At 69.4% G+C, this 15,570-nt stretch carries 14 protein-coding genes and 1 pseudogene; 9 read left to right on the top strand and 6 right to left on the bottom strand.

Annotated features, from left to right (window positions below; all coding sequences use genetic code 11):
* From rbbA to WT16_RS22245, 3 genes are read right to left on the bottom strand one after another with little or no spacing between them, the layout of a single operon-like run.
* The gene (gene rbbA, locus WT16_RS22255; protein ID WP_063534226.1) at positions 1-2,982 is read right to left on the bottom strand and encodes a ribosome-associated ATPase/putative transporter RbbA; all 2,982 of its coding nucleotides are present in this window, start codon (positions 2,980-2,982) and stop codon (positions 1-3) included.
* Positions 2,979-4,052, bottom strand: a complete 1,074-nt coding sequence (locus WT16_RS22250; protein WP_006028058.1) for an HlyD family efflux transporter periplasmic adaptor subunit — start codon at positions 4,050-4,052, stop codon at positions 2,979-2,981. The genes rbbA and WT16_RS22250 overlap by 4 nt, the downstream gene beginning before the upstream one ends.
* Complete coding sequence (locus WT16_RS22245) at positions 4,049-5,578, bottom strand: efflux transporter outer membrane subunit (protein WP_063534225.1); 1,530 nt, start codon at positions 5,576-5,578, stop codon at positions 4,049-4,051. The genes WT16_RS22250 and WT16_RS22245 overlap by 4 nt, the downstream gene beginning before the upstream one ends.
* Before the next feature lie 266 nt (positions 5,579-5,844).
* Between WT16_RS22245 and WT16_RS22240 the strand changes: the two genes are divergently transcribed.
* The 7 genes from WT16_RS22240 (at position 5,845) to WT16_RS22210 (ending at position 11,903) form a co-directional block, all read left to right on the top strand.
* On the top strand, positions 5,845-6,540 hold the full coding sequence (locus tag WT16_RS22240) for a TetR/AcrR family transcriptional regulator (RefSeq protein WP_015603377.1): 696 nt from the start codon (positions 5,845-5,847) through the stop codon (positions 6,538-6,540).
* Positions 6,541-6,766: 226 nt separating this feature from the next.
* Complete coding sequence (locus WT16_RS22235; RefSeq protein ID WP_009915825.1) at positions 6,767-7,237, top strand: universal stress protein; 471 nt, start codon at positions 6,767-6,769, stop codon at positions 7,235-7,237.
* Between the two features lie 36 nt (positions 7,238-7,273).
* Complete coding sequence (locus WT16_RS22230) at positions 7,274-7,525, top strand: DUF2964 family protein (RefSeq protein WP_009915824.1); 252 nt, start codon at positions 7,274-7,276, stop codon at positions 7,523-7,525.
* Positions 7,522-8,658, top strand: a complete 1,137-nt coding sequence (locus tag WT16_RS22225) for an ABC transporter permease (protein ID WP_015603443.1) — start codon at positions 7,522-7,524, stop codon at positions 8,656-8,658. The genes WT16_RS22230 and WT16_RS22225 overlap by 4 nt, the downstream gene beginning before the upstream one ends.
* Positions 8,655-9,359 (top strand): ABC transporter ATP-binding protein, encoded by a 705-nt coding sequence (locus WT16_RS22220; protein WP_006028052.1) that lies wholly within the window; start codon positions 8,655-8,657, stop codon positions 9,357-9,359. Before WT16_RS22225 ends, WT16_RS22220 begins: the two co-directional genes overlap by 4 nt.
* Positions 9,356-10,441 (top strand): biotin/lipoyl-binding protein, encoded by a 1,086-nt coding sequence (locus WT16_RS22215; protein ID WP_015603696.1) that lies wholly within the window; start codon positions 9,356-9,358, stop codon positions 10,439-10,441. Before WT16_RS22220 ends, WT16_RS22215 begins: the two co-directional genes overlap by 4 nt.
* Positions 10,419-11,903, top strand: coding sequence for an efflux transporter outer membrane subunit (locus tag WT16_RS22210; protein WP_063534224.1), 1,485 nt, complete (start codon positions 10,419-10,421; stop codon positions 11,901-11,903). The genes WT16_RS22215 and WT16_RS22210 overlap by 23 nt, the downstream gene beginning before the upstream one ends.
* 21 nt (positions 11,904-11,924) lie before the next feature.
* On the opposite strand, the gene WT16_RS22205 is transcribed toward WT16_RS22210, so the two are convergent.
* The gene (locus WT16_RS22205; RefSeq protein WP_063534936.1) at positions 11,925-12,746 is read right to left on the bottom strand and encodes a polysaccharide deacetylase family protein; all 822 of its coding nucleotides are present in this window, start codon (positions 12,744-12,746) and stop codon (positions 11,925-11,927) included.
* A 316-nt stretch (positions 12,747-13,062) separates the two neighbouring features.
* Positions 13,063-13,473, bottom strand: a complete 411-nt coding sequence (locus tag WT16_RS33895; RefSeq protein ID WP_156521480.1) for a hypothetical protein — start codon at positions 13,471-13,473, stop codon at positions 13,063-13,065.
* 60 nt (positions 13,474-13,533) lie between these two features.
* On the opposite strand from WT16_RS33895, the pseudogene WT16_RS22200 reads away from it, so the two are divergent.
* Together WT16_RS22200 and WT16_RS22195 are read left to right on the top strand one after the other, a co-directional pair.
* Positions 13,534-13,977: pseudogene (locus WT16_RS22200) on the top strand (sulfotransferase); the annotation flags it as partial.
* 195 nt (positions 13,978-14,172) lie between these two features.
* Positions 14,173-14,823 carry a BON domain-containing protein gene (locus tag WT16_RS22195; RefSeq protein ID WP_006028047.1) on the top strand — a complete coding sequence of 217 codons (651 nt, stop codon included), beginning with the start codon at positions 14,173-14,175 and terminating at the stop codon, positions 14,821-14,823.
* Between the two features lie 253 nt (positions 14,824-15,076).
* On the opposite strand, the gene WT16_RS22190 is transcribed toward WT16_RS22195, so the two are convergent.
* On the bottom strand, positions 15,077-15,349 hold the full coding sequence (locus WT16_RS22190; RefSeq protein ID WP_006028046.1) for a hypothetical protein: 273 nt from the start codon (positions 15,347-15,349) through the stop codon (positions 15,077-15,079).
* Positions 15,350-15,570 lie beyond the last annotated feature (221 nt).

Genomic DNA, 15,570 nt, shown 5'->3' with positions numbered 1-15,570 from the left:
TCAGCGTTCCTGTTTTTTCAAGAGCAGGATGGTCGCGCCGAGGATCACCGGCACCGAGGCGGCGAGCGGCCAGAACTGCGAGTGGAGATCCTGCAGCGACAGCGCCTTGTTGAACACGCCGCGGCTGATCGACAGCATGTAGGTGGCCGGATAGACGAGGCCGATGAAGCGGCCGGTGCCTTCGAGCGACGACAGCGGCGTGAGCAGCCCCGCGAACTGCACGGTGGGGATCATCGTGCCGATGATCGTCATCACGATCGCGGCGACCTGGCTGCGCGTGAACGTCGACGCGAGCAGGCCGATGCCGGTCGCGACGACGTTGAAGATCAGCACGGCGAGCAGCAGCGTCATGAAGCTGCCCTTGACGGGCACGTCGAACGCGATCCGCGCGAGCATCGTCATCAACAGGAAGTTCAGCATCGCGAGCACGACGTACGGCACCTGCTTGCCGATCAGGAATTCGGTGCGCGTGACAGGCGTCACGTACAGGTTCAGGATCGAGCCGAGCTCGCGCTCGCGGACGACGGCGAGCGCCGTCAGCATCGCGGGCAGCATCAGCAGCAGCAGCGGCATCACGGCGGGGATCATCGCCGGCAGGCTTTTCACGTCCGGGTTGTAGCGGTAGCGCGTGACGACCTCCGCGCGCGGCGCGAGCGTCACGCCGAGGCGGTGCTGCGCCTTGTCGGCGAGCCACATCGTATGCATGCCGATCGCGTAGCCGCGGATCGTCTCCGCGCGCTGCGGCATCGCGCCGTCGATCCACATCGCGACCTGCGCGGGCGCGCCGCGCTCGACGTCGCGCGCGAAGTTCGGCGGAATCTCGATCGCGAGCGACAGCTCGCCGTCGCGCATCCGGCGGTCGAGCTCCGCGTAGTCGGCGATCGGCGGCCGCTCGACGAAATAGCGCGAGCCGGACAGGTTCAGCGCGTAGTCGTGGCTCAGTTCGGTCTGGTCGCGGTCGAGCACCGCGTAGGTCAGGTCCTCGACGTCGAGGCTGATGCCGATGCCGATCACGCACATCAGCACGAGCGAGCCGATCAGCGCGAGCGTCGCGCGAACCGGATCGCGGCGCAGTTCGAGCATCTCGCGCCACATGTAGCTGAGCGTGCGCTGCGCGCTGAATGCGCGATGGGGCGGCTCGGCCGGGGCGGAGCTCGATCGCGGCACGGCAGCGAGCGGCGCGTGGGCGGCCGGCGCGTTCGGTTCGGGATGCGAAGCGGTGGCGGCTTCGGTGACGGATTCACCGCCGGCTTCGCTGCCGGCTTCGGCCCGCGCCGCAGGTGCGTCGCCTGCACGAGCCGCGACATCGGCCGCGGGATGCGCGCGTGCGGCGTCATCGGCATCGGCATCGACATCGGCATCGACTGTCGCGTTGCGGCCGGCGGGGGCGCCGCCCGCCGCGCGATCGGCCGCGCCGGCACCCGCGCCCGCGCCGCCGTCCGCATCCTGCGCCGACGCATCGACGAGATACCCGATGAACGCGTCCTCGAGCGTCGCCGCGCCGCGCGCGCGCACGAGCTCCGCCGGCGAATCGCTCGCGAGCACGCGGCCCGCGTGCATCAGCGAGATCCGGTCGCAGCGCTGCGCCTCGTTCATGAAGTGGGTCGAGATGAAGATCGTCACCAGATCGCGGCGCGCGAGGTCGATCATCAGTTGCCAGAAGCTGTCGCGCGCGACGGGATCGACGCCCGACGTCGGCTCGTCGAGGATCAGCAGCTCCGGCTTGTGCACCATCGCGACCGCGAGTGACAGCCGCTGCCGCATCCCGAGCGGCAGGCTGTCCGGCAGCATGCCGTAGATGTCGGCGAGGCCGAAGCGGCGCGCCATCTCGTCGACGCGCGCGTCGATCTCGGCGGCCGGCACGCCGAACAGGCGCGCGTGCAGCACGAGGTTCTGCCGCACCGTCAGCTCGCTGTACAGCGAGAATGCCTGCGACATGTAGCCGACGCGCCGGCGCGTGTTGATGTCCTTCGGATCGACTTCCTTGCCGAACAGTTGCGCGGTGCCTTCGGTCGCGGGCAGCAGGCCCGTGAGCATCTTCATCGTCGTCGACTTCCCGCAGCCGTTCGAGCCGAGAAAGCCGAAGATCTCGCCGCGCCGTATCCGGAAGCTCACGTGATCGACCGCGGTGAAATCGCCGAAGCGCATCGTCAGGCCGCGCGCCTCGATCGCGGTGCCCGCCCGCGCGTCGGCGCGCAGCGGCTCGATCTTCACCGGCTTGTGGCCGCGCCGCTCGTTTTCGGGCAGCAGTGCGATGAACGCCGCTTCGAGCGAATCGCAGCCGGTGCGCGCGAGCAGCTCGGCGGGCGCGCCCGTCGCGAGCACGCGGCCCGCGTCCATCGCGATCAGCCAGTCGAAGCGTTGCGCCTCGTCCATGTACGCGGTCGCGACGATCACGCTCATCGCCGGCCGCTCCGAGCGAATGCGCGCGATCAGATCCCAGAACTGCGCGCGCGCGAGCGGATCGACGCCGGTCGTCGGCTCGTCGAGGATCAGCAGGTCGGGATCATGGATCAGCGCGCAGCATAAGCCGAGCTTCTGCTTCATCCCGCCCGAGAGCTTGCCCGCCGGCCGCGACAGGAACGGAAAGAGGCCGGTGCTCTGCGTGAGCGCGTCGATCCGGCGGCGGCGCTCGCCGGCGTCGTGGCCGAACAGGCGCGCGAAGAACTGCAGGTTCTCCTCGACGGAGAGCGTCGGATACAGGTTCTTGCCGAGCCCCTGCGGCATGTACGCGATGCGCCGGCACACGCGCTCGCGATGGCGGCGCGAACGCATGTCGCCGCCGAGCGCGTCGACGCCGCCCGTCTGCAGCGCGCGCGCGCCGGACGCGAGCGCGAGCAGGCTCGACTTGCCGACGCCGTCCGGGCCGATCAGCCCAGTCGTGAGGCCGGCCGGGACGTCGAGCGTGATCCGGTCGAGCGCGACGGTCTTGCCGTAGCGCAGGCTCACGTCCGAGAAGCGAACGACGCTCGACGCGTTCACTGCGGGACCTTGACCATCAGTTGCGCGGGCCACGGCTTGCCCTGATCGACGCGCACCCACGCGACGCCGGGCAGCCCCGTCTTCACGAGCTTCAGGTGCTTTTGCAGCAGCTCGCGATCGATCCGCGCCTTCACGCGGAACATGAGCTTCTGCCGCTCGTTCGCGGTCTCGACGGTCTTCGGCGTGAACTGCGCGGTGCTCGACACGAACGACACGGTCGCGGGAATCACGTAGTTCGGCGCGGCGTCGAGGATGATGCGCGCGTCGGCGCCGAGCGCGACCTTGCCGACGACCGTCTCCGGCAGGAAGAACGTCATGTAGACATCCGAAAGATCGACGAGATTGAGCACCTTGCCGCCCGCCGGCAGCACCTCGCCCGGTTGCGCGACGCGGTACTGGACGCGGCCGTCGCGCGGCGACGCGAGCTGGCTGTCGTCGATGTCGGCCTGCACGCGCGCGACCGTCGCGTCGGCCGCCGTCACAGCCGAGTGCGCGGCGACGAGTTGCGCCTCGGTCGCCTCGATCGCGGCCTGCGCGGCGGCGACCTGCGCGGCCGCCGCGGATACGGCCGCCTGCGCGCTGCGCGCGCGCGCGCGATCGTCGTCGAGCTCCTGCATCGATGATGCGCCTTCGCGCGACAGCGTTTCCGAACGCGCGAGCCGGCGCTGGGCGGCGTCGAGTTCGCTGTCGCGCAGCACGACCATCGCCTGCGCGGCCGCCTTGTCGCTCTTTCGCTGCGCGACCTGCGATTGAACGCCGGCCGCGGTGTTCAGCGCGCGCTGCCGCTGCGCGTTCGCTTCGTCGTACTGCGCGCGCAGCACCTGGATCTGCATGTTCGCGAGCGGCTGGCCGGCCTTCACGAAATCGCCTTCGTCGACGAGGATCGCGTCGATGCGGCCGGGCAGCTTCGTCGCGACGTCGATCTCGGTGGCCTCGATGCGGCCGTTGCCGCTCGCGAAGCCGTCGCCCGGGCCCTGGTGGCGCAGCAGCGTCCAGCCGTAGTAACCGCCGAGCGCGACCACGACGACGGCTGCTGCGGCGGCGATCTGCTTCCTGGTGACTTGGATCATGACAACGGACCTTGTTTCGCTGGGGGTTCGGAGGAGGGGCGCGGCGCGGCGCCGTCGCGCGCGGGCTCGTCGAGACGGCCGCCGAGCGCCGCGTACAGCGCGACGCGGCTCGCCAGCAGCGCGCGGCGTGTCTGCACGAGCTGCTGCTGCGCATTCAGCAGGTCGCGCTGCGCGTCGAGCACTTCGAGAAAGCGCGCGGCGCCGCTGTCGTAGCGCAGCTTCGCGAGCCGCGCGCGCTCGGATTGCGTCGCGAGCGTCTCCTGCGCGATGCGCACCTGATCGGCGAGCCAGTGGCGCGCGGCTAGCGCGTCGGCGACGTCGCGAAACGCCGCCTGGACCGTCTTCTCGTATTGCGCGAGCGCTTCATCGCGGCGCGCGTTCGCAAGCTTCAGGTTGCCGATGTTGCGGCCCGCATCGAAGATCGGCACCGACAGGTTCGGAATGAAGTTCCAAGCGGTCGTGCCGGACGCGAACAGGTTGTGCAGCTCGGTGCTGCCGGTGCCGATCGAGCCTGTCAGCGCGATGCGCGGGAAGAACGCGGCGCGCGCGGCGCCGATGTTCGCGTGCGCGGCGCGCAACTGATACTCGGCCGCGACGATGTCGGGCCGGTTCGCGAGCAGCTCGGACGGCAGGCCGGGCGCGAGATCGGGCGCGATGCTCGCGTCGTCGAGCGAAGCGGGCGTAGGCGCGGCCGCGCTCGTGCCGACGAGCAGGTCGAGCGCGTGCTGCTGCACGTCGCGCGCCTGCTGGAGCTGCGAGCCGAGCGTTTGCGCCTGCTGCAGCAGGATTTCCGATTGCGTCAGATCGAGCTTCGAAATCGCGCCTTCCTCGTAGCGCCGGCGGAAGATCCGCAGCGAGTCGCGGCGGCTCGCGATCGTCTCGTTCGTGAGCGCAAGGCGCTCGCCGTATGCGCACAGCGCCAGATACGCGTCGGCGACCTGGCCGATCAGGCTCACCGTCACCGCGCGGCGCGACGCGTCGCTCGCGAGGAACGTGTCGAGCGCGGCCGCCTTCAGGCTGCGCACGCGGCCCCAGAAGTCGATCTCCCATTGCACTTCGCTGAGCGACGCCGAATACAGCTCGCCGATGATCGGGCTCGGCAGCAGCAGGCCGCCCGGCTCGCGAAAGCGCAGGTACGCGGCGTTCGCGGCGATCGTCGGGAACTGGTCCGCGCGGCGGATGCCGTACGTCGCGCGCGCCTCCTCGACGCGCTGCACGGCGATCCGCAGATCGCGGTTGTTCGCGAGCGCGGTTTCGATCAGCGCCTGCAAGCGCGGGTCGACGAAATACGCGCGCCAGTCGAGCTGGCCGAGCGCGCGCGCATCGGCGCCTGCCGGGTCGCCCGGATAGGCCGGGTAGGAAGCGGGCACGGGCGGCGGCTTGCGCGCGTAGTCGGGCGCGAGCGAGAGGCAACCCGACACGGCCGCGCACAGCGCGAGCGCGGCGGCGTGCCGCGGCGCGCGGCGCGCGATGCCGGGCCGCCGCTGATGCCGTTCGTCGTGACGCGCATCGTTGCGCATGGTCATATCCTCGGTGGTCGATGAAGCCGACGGTGCTTCGTGGAAGCCGCGCGCTCCCGAAAATGCTCACCGTCGCGCGGCGCTCTCGTGCCCCCTTTATATCCGACGATTACCGTGTCCTGTCTTGATCTGAGTCAGTGAGATACCGACTGGTCAGTTTTTAAGATGTCGGCATGCACGGTGCAGGTGCGTCCGGTTCGCGGGCGTCGCGCATCGCGAAACGAACGGCACAACGAACGGCCGCCTGTCGGGCGGCGAAGCGGCGGCAAACCATGCGAAACCGGAACGGCAACGAGCGGGCGGCTGCGGCGCGACACGAGGCGCCGGCCCGGCCGCCGCGCTGCCGCCTGCCCGCCGATATCCGCATCAACCAGATCCTCGACGCGGCGCTCGCCGAGTTCTCGGCGAGCGGCTTCGCGGGCGCGCGGATCGATGACATCGCCGCACGCGCGGGGATGTCGAAGGGCGGCGTCTACACGCACTTCGGCAGCAAGGACGAGATCTTCGAGGCGCTGCTCGAGCGCGCGCTGATGCCGCCGCTGCCGGGCGCATCGAACGCGGCGCGCGCCGCTCGTGCGTCCGCCGCGCCCGTGCCCGCATTCGAATCGCTCGCGGCAATCGTCGATCTGCTCGCCGGCGATCTCTACACGTGGTCGACGAGCGAGCCGGTGATCGCGATGCTGCGTCTGCTGATCGCCGAAAGCCGGCGCGCGCCGCACGCGGTCGAGCGTTGGCGCAAGCACATCGAGCATGCGTTCGCGACGGCGGTCGGCCGGCTCGTGCGGCAGGGCGTCGATGCGGGCGAGTTGCGCGACGGCATCGCCGCGCGCACGCCGCTGCTGCTCGTCGCGCCCCTCACGCAAGCCTGTCTGCGGCGGGCGCTGCGCGCCGCGCCCCCGTCCCGGCGCGAGGTTGCCGCGTCGCGCCGCGACTACGCGCGCTTCATCGAGGAGCTGCTGACCCGGTGAAATGCGGGAATCCGCGCGCCGCACGGCGGAACGTTGACGGAAGTCAACTTTTCATACGCAGAACGCCGGATCATGAACCCATGTTTTCGGCAGCCCGAACGGTTCGTTGCAACGGCAAGGGATTCCGGTGCGCGAAGCGGCTTTCCGACGCGCGCGAATGCGCCGGATCGCCGGCCGCCGGATCGCCGGCCGCCGAAACGACATCGACTTGAATCAGGAGGTTGGTATGTATCAGCAGATCATGGTGGCGCTCGACGGCAGCGACATCTCGAAGCGCGCCCTGGCCGAGGCGATCAAGATCGCGAAGGCGACGGGCGGGCGCGTCCATGCGGTGTACGTCGTCGACAAGTCGGTGGTGTTCAGCTACGCGGGCCATTTCGATCCGAACGCGCTTCTCGAAGGTTTCCGCGACGACGGCCGCAAGGCGCTCGTCGAAGCGGAAAAAGAGATGGAAACCGCGCAGGTGCCGGGCGATGCCGAGCTGTTCGAGACGGCCGGCATCGGCGAGGAAGTCGCGCAGGCGCTCGAGCGCTGCGCGAAGCAGCACGGCGCCGATCTCGTCGTGCTGGGCACGCACGGCCGCCGCGGCGTGCGGCGCGTCGTGCTCGGCAGCGTCGCCGAGCGTTTCCTGCGCGCGTCGCACTGCCCGGTGCTGCTCGTGCGCGGCGAGGAAGCCGAGCATCAAGTGCAGGTATGAGCGCGCCGTGCGCGCCCCGGATACAAGGAGAACGACATGATGCATTCTGACCGCAAGGCAATCGCCTCGACCGTCGCCGTGTTCGCTTCGCAAGCCGGCCTGATCGGCGCGGTGCGCGGGCTGCTCGTCGCCGACGGCTCGGCTCCGTATTTCGTGCTGTTCGCGATCGCGGCGGGCATGCTCGGTTTCGTCGACCTGTATTGCCGGCCGATCTTCGCCCCCGCGTTCGCGCGGCAGCGCGTCGCATTCGCCGACCGTCGCCGGGGGGGCACGCGCGACGCATCGTGAACGGGATCCTGAGGCTCGCGTTCAAGCTGCTCGTCAACGACAGCGCGAAGTTCACCGCACTGATCGTCGGGATCACGTTCGCCGTGTTCCTGATGGTCGAGATGACGTCGCTGTTCGCAGGGATCCTGAACAAATCGTCGTCGACCGTCATCAACGTCGGCGCGAAGGTGTGGGTGATGGACCCCGGCGTGCAGACGATCGCGAGCAGCATCGGCATGCCGGCCTACGTGCTCGATGCGGTGCGCAGCGTCGACGGCGTCAAGTACGCGGTGCCGATCTATTCGGGCGGCGCGCTCGTGAAGCTTGCCGACGGCACCTATCAGGCCGTCACGGTGATCGGCCTCGACGACGCGAGCCTGCTCGGCCGGCCGACGATGAAGGCGGGCCGCATCGAGGACATCTACGCGGAAAACGGCTTCATCGCGATCGACGACGCCGAGTTCCCGAAGCTGAAGAACCCGAAGCTCGGCACGACGTTCGAGCTGAACGACAACCGCGGCGTGATCGTGGGCATCGCGAAGGTCGCGAGCAGCGGCCTGTTCGGCACGCCGACGCTCTACACGACCTACGCGCGCGCGACGCGCTACATCCCGTCGACGCGCTACACGACGTCGTACATCCTCGTCGAGCCGAAGTCGGACCGCGACGTCGCGCGCATCAAGCGGGAAGTCGCCGCGCTCGGCTATCGCGCGTACACGAAAGAAGAATTCATGAAGCGCATCTCGGACTTCTACAAGTACGAGACGGGCGTCGGCACGAACATCCTGCTGATGACGGCGATCAGCTTCATCGTCGGGCTGTCGATCTCGGGCCAGACGTTCTATACGTTCATCATCGAGAACCTCGAAAAATTCGGCGCGCTGAAGGCGATCGGCGCGAAGAACCGCGAGCTCGTCGCGATGATCCTGTTCCAGGCGACGTTCACCGCGCTCACGGGCTATGGCCTCGGCGTCGGCCTCTGCACCGCGCTCATCAGCTTCGCGCGGCTGCGCCTGCCGAGCTACGCGGCGCTCATCACGTACGGCAATCTCGCGCTCGCGTTCGGCATGGTCGTCGTGATCGCGGGGCTGTCGAGCTATCTCGGCGTACGCCGCGTGCTGCGGATCGAGCCGTTCGACATTTTCAGGGGATGACGATGACGGGGCTGGCGATCGACGCGCGCGGGCTCACCAAGTGGTTCGGTGAGGGCGACGCGCGCACGCGCGCGCTCGCCGACGTGTCGGTGCAGGCGCGTTTCGGCGAGATGCTGCTGATCGTCGGGCCGTCGGGCAGCGGCAAGACGACGCTGCTCAGCGTGATGTCCGGCATCCTGCGGCCGGACGCGGGCAGCGTGATCGTCGACGGCGTCGATCTGTGGGCGCAGGACAACGACGCGATCGCCGAATTCCGGCTCAACCGGATCGGCTTCGTGTTTCAGGACTACCATCTGTTTCCGCGCCTGACGACGGCCGAGAACGTCGCGATTCCGCTGATCCTCAAGCGCCGCGACTGGAATCGCGCGCTCGCCGACGCACACGAATATCTCGACGTCGTCGGCCTGAGGAACCGCGCGTCGCTGCCGCCCGTGAAGCTGTCGGGCGGCGAGCAGCAGCGCGTCGCGATCGCGCGCGCGATCGTGAGCCAGCCGGACATCCTGATTCTCGACGAGCCGACGGCGTCGCTCGACGGCGACACGGGCCGCACGATCATCGATTTCGTCAAGCACAAGGTGCTCAGCGACAAGCGCTGCATCGTCATCGTCACGCACGACAGCCGCATCTTCGACTACGCGGACCGCATCCTGCGAATGGAGGACGGCAAGCTCACCGCGATCGAGAACGGGAGCGGCCTGTGAAGCGGCGTATCGTCTTCGTCGCCGCGATCGTCGGGTTTCTCGCGAGCGTCGCCGCCGCGTGGGTCTACAGCATCCAGGAGCCGCCGCAGCCGCCCGTGTTCAAGCCCGCGTCGAACCCGTATCCGCGCGGCGTCTACGCGACGGGCATCGTCGAGAGCGATCAGACCTCCGGCGCGAACGTGAACCTGTATCCGGACGTCACGGGCCCCGTCACGCGGATCTTCGTGCACGAGGGCGATGCGGTGAAGGCGGGCGACGCGCTCCTCGCGCTCGACGATTCCGTGCAGAAGGCGACCGCCGCGCAACTCGCCGCGCAGGCGGACGCCGCGCAGGCGATGCTCGACGAGCTGAAGGCGCAGCCGCGCCGCGAGACGCTCGACGTCGCCGCCGCGCAGGTGGAGGCGGCCGCCGCGAGCCTGAAGACCGCGCAGGATCAGTACGACAAGCAGCAGCGCGCGTTCGCGATCGATCCGAAGGCCGTGAGCCGCGACGCGCTCGACAACGCATCGAACGGCGTGAAGGTCGCGCGTGCGAACCTCGCTGTCGTCACGCGCCAGTACCGGCTCACGCGCGCGGGCGCGTGGGCCTACGACGTTCGCAACCAGGAGAAGCAGACCGCCGCGCTGCGCAAGGCGGCGGACGCGTCGGCCGCGCTGCTCGCGCGCTACACGCTGCGCGCGCCGGCGGACGGCGTCGTGCTCGCGATGAATGCGGCGCTCGGCTCGTATCTGTCGCCGCAGGGCATGTACGACACGTACACACAGGGCACGACGCCCGCGATCGTGCTCGGCTCGCCCGCGAGCCGCCTGCAGGTGCGCTGCTACGTCGACGAAATCCTGATCAGCCGGCTGCCGGCGGGCAAGGTGCCGCACGCGCACATGTCGGTGCGCGGCACGACGACCGAGGCGGATCTCGCGTTCGTGCGCGTGCAGCCGTACGTGACGCCGAAGATCCAGTTGTCCGACCAGCGGACCGAGCGCGTCGACGTGCGCGTCCTGCCCGTGATCTTCCGCGTCGTGCCGCGCAAGGACCTGCGGTTGTTTCCCGGGCAGATCGTCGATGTGTACATTGCGTCCGACTAGTCGCGCGCACCGGGGCCGGCTGCGCGGCGCTGCGCTCGCGCTCGGCTGCGCGGCGCTCGTCGCCGGCTGCGCGGTGGGGCCCGACTTCGTCCGGCCCGCGCGGCCGTCCGTCGCGGGCTACGTGCCGGACGACGCCGCGCGCACGCGCTTCGCGGCGAGCGGCGCGACGCAGACGCTCGCGCCCGACGCGCCGTTTCCCGATGCGTGGTGGCGGCTGTTCGGCTCGCGCAAGATCGACGCGGCCGTCGACGACGCGTTCGCCGGCAGCCCGACGCTCGCGCGCGCGCAGGCGACGCTCGCGCGCAGCGAGCACGAGCTGATCGCGGGCGCGGGCGTGTTCTATCCGCAAGCTGACGCGCAGGCGGGCGCGTCGCGGCAGCGCTACGTGCCGTTGCGCACGGGCGCGAATCTGCCCGCGTCGATCTTCAATCTGTTCACGTTGTCGACGACGGTCAGCTATGCGCTCGACATCTGGGGCGGCGAGCGGCGCAACGTCGAAGGGCTCGCCGCGCAGGCCGACGCGCAGCGCCATGCGCTTGCGGCCGCGCGCCTGACGCTCGCCGCGAACGTCGTCAACACGATGATCGCGCGCGCCGCGTATGCGGACGAGATTGCGGTCACGCGCGAGCTGATCGCGCTGACGGACGAGCAGATCCGCCTCACGCGCGCGCAGGTGAACGCGGGCGCGAGCGCATACTCGGCCGTGCTTTCGCTCGAGGCGGCGCGCGCGTCGCTCGACGCGTCGCTGCCCGCGCTCGAGCAGAAGACCGGCGAGGCCGACGACCTGCTCGCCACGCTCGCGGGCCGCTATCCGGCCGAGCGCGCGCCGCCTGAGCTGTCGCTCGCCGAAATCGCATTGCCGGCGGAGCTGCCGCAGACGGTGCCGTCCGAGCTCGTGCGCCGCCGGCCCGACATCCTGCAGGCCGAGGCGGCGCTGCATGCGGCGAGCGCGAACATCGGCGTCGCGACCGCGGCGCTGTTTCCGGGCGTCACGCTGTCCGCATCGGGCGGCTTCGACGCCACGCGCGCGTCCGCGCTGTTCGGCGCGGCGGGCAAGACGTGGAGCGTGGGCGCGTCGATCACCGCGCCGCTCTTTCATGGCGGCGCGCTCTGGTATCAGCGCAAGGCCGCGATCGACGCGTTCGACGAATCGAGCGCCGCGTATCGGCAAACTGTGCTGAGCGCGTTCGCGCAGGTTGCCGACACGTTGCGCGCGCTCGATCACGACGCGGCGGCGCTCGACGCGCAGTCGCGCGCGACGGACGCGGCGCGCGAAGCGTTGCGGCTCGTGACGATCGAATTCGAGACGGGCGCGGCCGGCTATCTTCAGGTGCTGGTGGCCGATCAGCAATACCGGCAGGCGCGGCTCGCGTGGGTGCAGGCGAGCGCGCAGCGGCTGCAGGACACGGTCGCGCTGTATGCGGCGCTCGGCGGCGGGTGGGGCGATTCGCGGCAACGGTGACGTTCCCGCGCGCTGCGCGGGTCAGCGGGTCAGCGCCGCGCCGGTTTTCGCGAGCAGCCGCCGCAGCACGGCCGGCTTGCATTCCTCGACCATCAGGAAACGCGGCAGCGTGAGCATCGGCGTGTCGCGCCGGATCTTGCTCGGCTCGAGCGTGAAGCCCGCGACGTAGCCTGCCTCGCGCGCGGCCGCGCCGAGTTCGCCGTCGAACGCGCCGAACGGCCAGGCGAGCAGATCGACTGTGTTGCCGATCTCGCGCTCGATGCGCGCGCGGGCCTGTTCGAACTGCGCGCGCGTCGCATCGCGAAACGCCGCGGACGACCGGTGCGCGGCGTTCAGATCGGGATGCCACCACGCATGCGACTGCACGTCGAACCAGCCGGTCTTGTGCAGCACACGCAGTTGATGCCACGTGAGCGAGCCGGGCGATTCGTCGACCGCGGACGGATAGACGAACAGCGTGATCGGCACTCGCTCGCGCAGCGCGATCGTGCGCACCCAATCGAAGATCGACGCATGCCCCTCGTCGACCGTCAGCGCGACCGCCTTCGGCGGCAGCACGACGGGTTCGCCGCGCATCCAGCCGACGATGTCGCGCAACGGAACGATCCGGTAGCCGAGCCGGCGCAGGTACGCGAGCTGCGCTCCGAACGTCGCGGTGCCCACCGTCATCGGATCGGCGCCGGAGTCGTTCGAGAAGCGGTGATAGACGAGCACGGCGACGTCGGCCGGCGGCGCGTCGGCGGGCGCGCTGCTCGACGCATCGGCAGCGACGATCCGCGAGACGGGCCGCAAGCCGGGGCCGAAAACGGCCGTGCGCCAGGTGAACCGGGAACGAGATGGCATGGTGATGTTCGTCGCTGGGTTGTCGGGGCCGGCGTCGCGCCGGCGGCATGCAGGCTGCGATCGGAGGCCGGACGCGAGCGTTCTTCGCAGCGCGCCGAATGGCGCTGTCGGCGCATCGGCAGATGCTGCCAAGCGGCGCTGGACGAACGGACTTTCGAGCCTCGAGAGCAGCATGCGAAGCATTTGCGTACCAGCATGCGCCGCGCATGCCTGCGTGCGTTGAGCCAGGTCAACGCAGTCGCACCAATGCAGGGCGCCACTATAGGCGGATGCCGGCGATGTGACCGGTGGCTGCACGCAGGATTCTTGATGTACGTCAAATCCGCGCCCGTTTGCGTGTTGCATGTCGTCGATGCGGATTGCCAGGGCGGCGATGCGCCGTTCGCGCGGGTCCGCTTCGCTTGCTTCGCGGGCGGAGCGCATTCCGGATATCGACAGCGCCATTGCCGGAGCCGAACGTTTGCCGCAAGTCGATTTTTATTCGACGCGCGCAACAAGAAATGGCGAGAATAAATCGAAATGGAATCCTGAGCATTTCTCGTCGCTCGATGACCTCGACGCATTTCCGATCGGCTTGTTTGCCGCCGGATCGATTCGGCCACATGATTCCGGCGCACTGCAGTGCTTCGTGTGCGATCGGCACTTCAATCGGCGCTGCGACCCGCACCTGCTCGTCGCGCTCGCGCGATTCGCCGCCCGACACACGGCAGGATTCCTGACGGAACATCGCATGACGCATCCCTCAACCGGCGGCGCGACCGACGCCGTCCGCCACTGCCCCGTGCCGATGATTCCGCTGCGGCTGAATCTCAATTCGCAGTTCTATTCGCCGTATCCGCTGTACGTCGTCGGCCTGCAGGCCGCGAGCATGGTCAAATGTCCCGGCGTCGCGTTCGATCCGGTCGAGATCTTCGATGCGGTCCGGCACGCGCCGCGCAGCGTCCACCGCATCGCGTGGGCGCTGCCGCTGCGCGCTGGCGCGCGCGAGGGCGCGCGCGTCGTGATGGACAAGTCGCTCGACAGCGTGCACTACGCCGAAGCCCTGATCGCGCGCCATCCGCAGCGCGTGCTGACGATCCGCTACGAAGACTTCCTGTCGGATCAGGCGCACACGCTGCAGCGCGTATGCGCGTTCTTCGGCATCGAATTCCTGCCGCGGATGCCCGACATCGCGAATTCGTCCGAGGCGCGGCGCATCTCGCGCATGTCCGCGCTGTGGGCGTCGAACTGCTCGACGTATCCGACTGACGAATGCCGCGGGAACGCCGCGCGTGCGCGCCCGTCGACGATCGATCTTCGATCCTCCGCACATGCGGCTCGCGAAGCGCCGGTCCGTACTTGACGTGCATCAGGAAATCCGTGGCGCGCGTATGCAAAGCTGTCCTGAAGCGGCGGATGCGCGCCGCGTTTTCAGGGGGAGCGAGCGATGAAAACGGACAGGCAGATCAAGCAGGAAGTCGAGGACGAACTGACGGGCGACCCGATGATCGACGTCGCGCATTTCAGCGTCGACGTCGCCGGGCACATCGTCACGCTGACCGGCCATCCGTCGAGCTACGCGGAAAAGCTCGCGGCCGAGATGGCGGCGAACCGGGTCGCGGGCGTGCGGGCGGTCGTCATCGACGTGCAGGTGCGGTTGCCCGGCGACGACGTGCGCACCGACGAGGCGATCGCCGACGCCGTGCGGTCGATGCTGCACTGGACCGTCGGGCTGCACGACGCGGCCGTGCAGGTGCAGGTCGAATCGGGCTGGGTGACGTTGTCGGGCAAGGTTGACTGGTCGTATCAGAGCCATGTCGCGGTTCGCGCGATTTCGCAGATGCGCGGCGTGACGGGCGTGACGAACCAGATCGAAGTCCTCGGCGACGTGAGCGCCGACGAGATCGCGGGCGGCATCCGGCGTGCGATGCAACGCCATGCGGAGCGCGAGGCGAATCATATCGACGTGGCGGTCAAGGACGGCACCGTCACGCTGTCGGGCAAGGTCGGCTCGTATGCGGAACGCGCGGTCGCGCGCGGCGCCGCCTGGTCGACGCGCGGCGTGCGGGCGGTGGTCGACGATCTGGTCGTCGAGTGACGGTTGGAAAAGACGCTCGCGAGCCGTCGAGAGGAGATGGTGTTGCGTGGCTCGCGAGACGAAAACGAATGAAGACGTGCGTGCGGACGGCGGCGCGAAGCGCACGCGCGCCCGCTTCGGCTAGCGGCAGCCGGATGCGTAGCGGCGCGACGCGGAATTGGTGCGGCGGCTGCGCGCGCGGGCGGCGACGGCGCGCGACGTGCGCGTGCTGCGGCACCGCGAGCAGCGGGCCGGGGTTTCGCAGGCGAGCATGTCAGTGGTCTGCGTCGAGTAGCGAATGTTCGAGCGCGGTCACGAAACGCATCAGCGACGCGACGGAGCCGGCGACGCTCTGATAGCGTTCGCGGCCGATCTGGCCGTCGAGCGTGACGAGCATGCCGGCTTCGCGCGCGAGCGCGAGGAGCGCGTCGGCCCGATCGGCGCGTGCCGCCGGCTGCGCGGCGCGATCCGCTTCGGGGGCGGGCGTCGCTTCGGCGCGGCCATAAGCGAGGTAGCCCGATTCCGTATAGACGTCCTGGTATGACATGGCGGCCTCCTGATTCCCGTGGCGCGATCCTCGTTGCATGCGTCGCGCAATGCGTGTCTGCAATGACAGTATCGGGCGGCGCGAGCTCGGTTCCAAGCAGCGCGCACCGAGCTTGCCGTAGGAAATGCGGCGGGCTTATCGGCGTTTTCCTACAGATCGGATGCGCGCGTTCGCCAATGTAGGAAAGCCCCTTACGGGAGAACCCGGAAAGAGCGCGACGA

Source organism: Burkholderia sp. MSMB1589WGS, assembly GCF_001636105.1.
GTDB lineage: Bacteria > Pseudomonadota > Gammaproteobacteria > Burkholderiales > Burkholderiaceae > Burkholderia > Burkholderia humptydooensis.
This window is presented reverse-complemented; position numbering and strand designations above follow the sequence as displayed.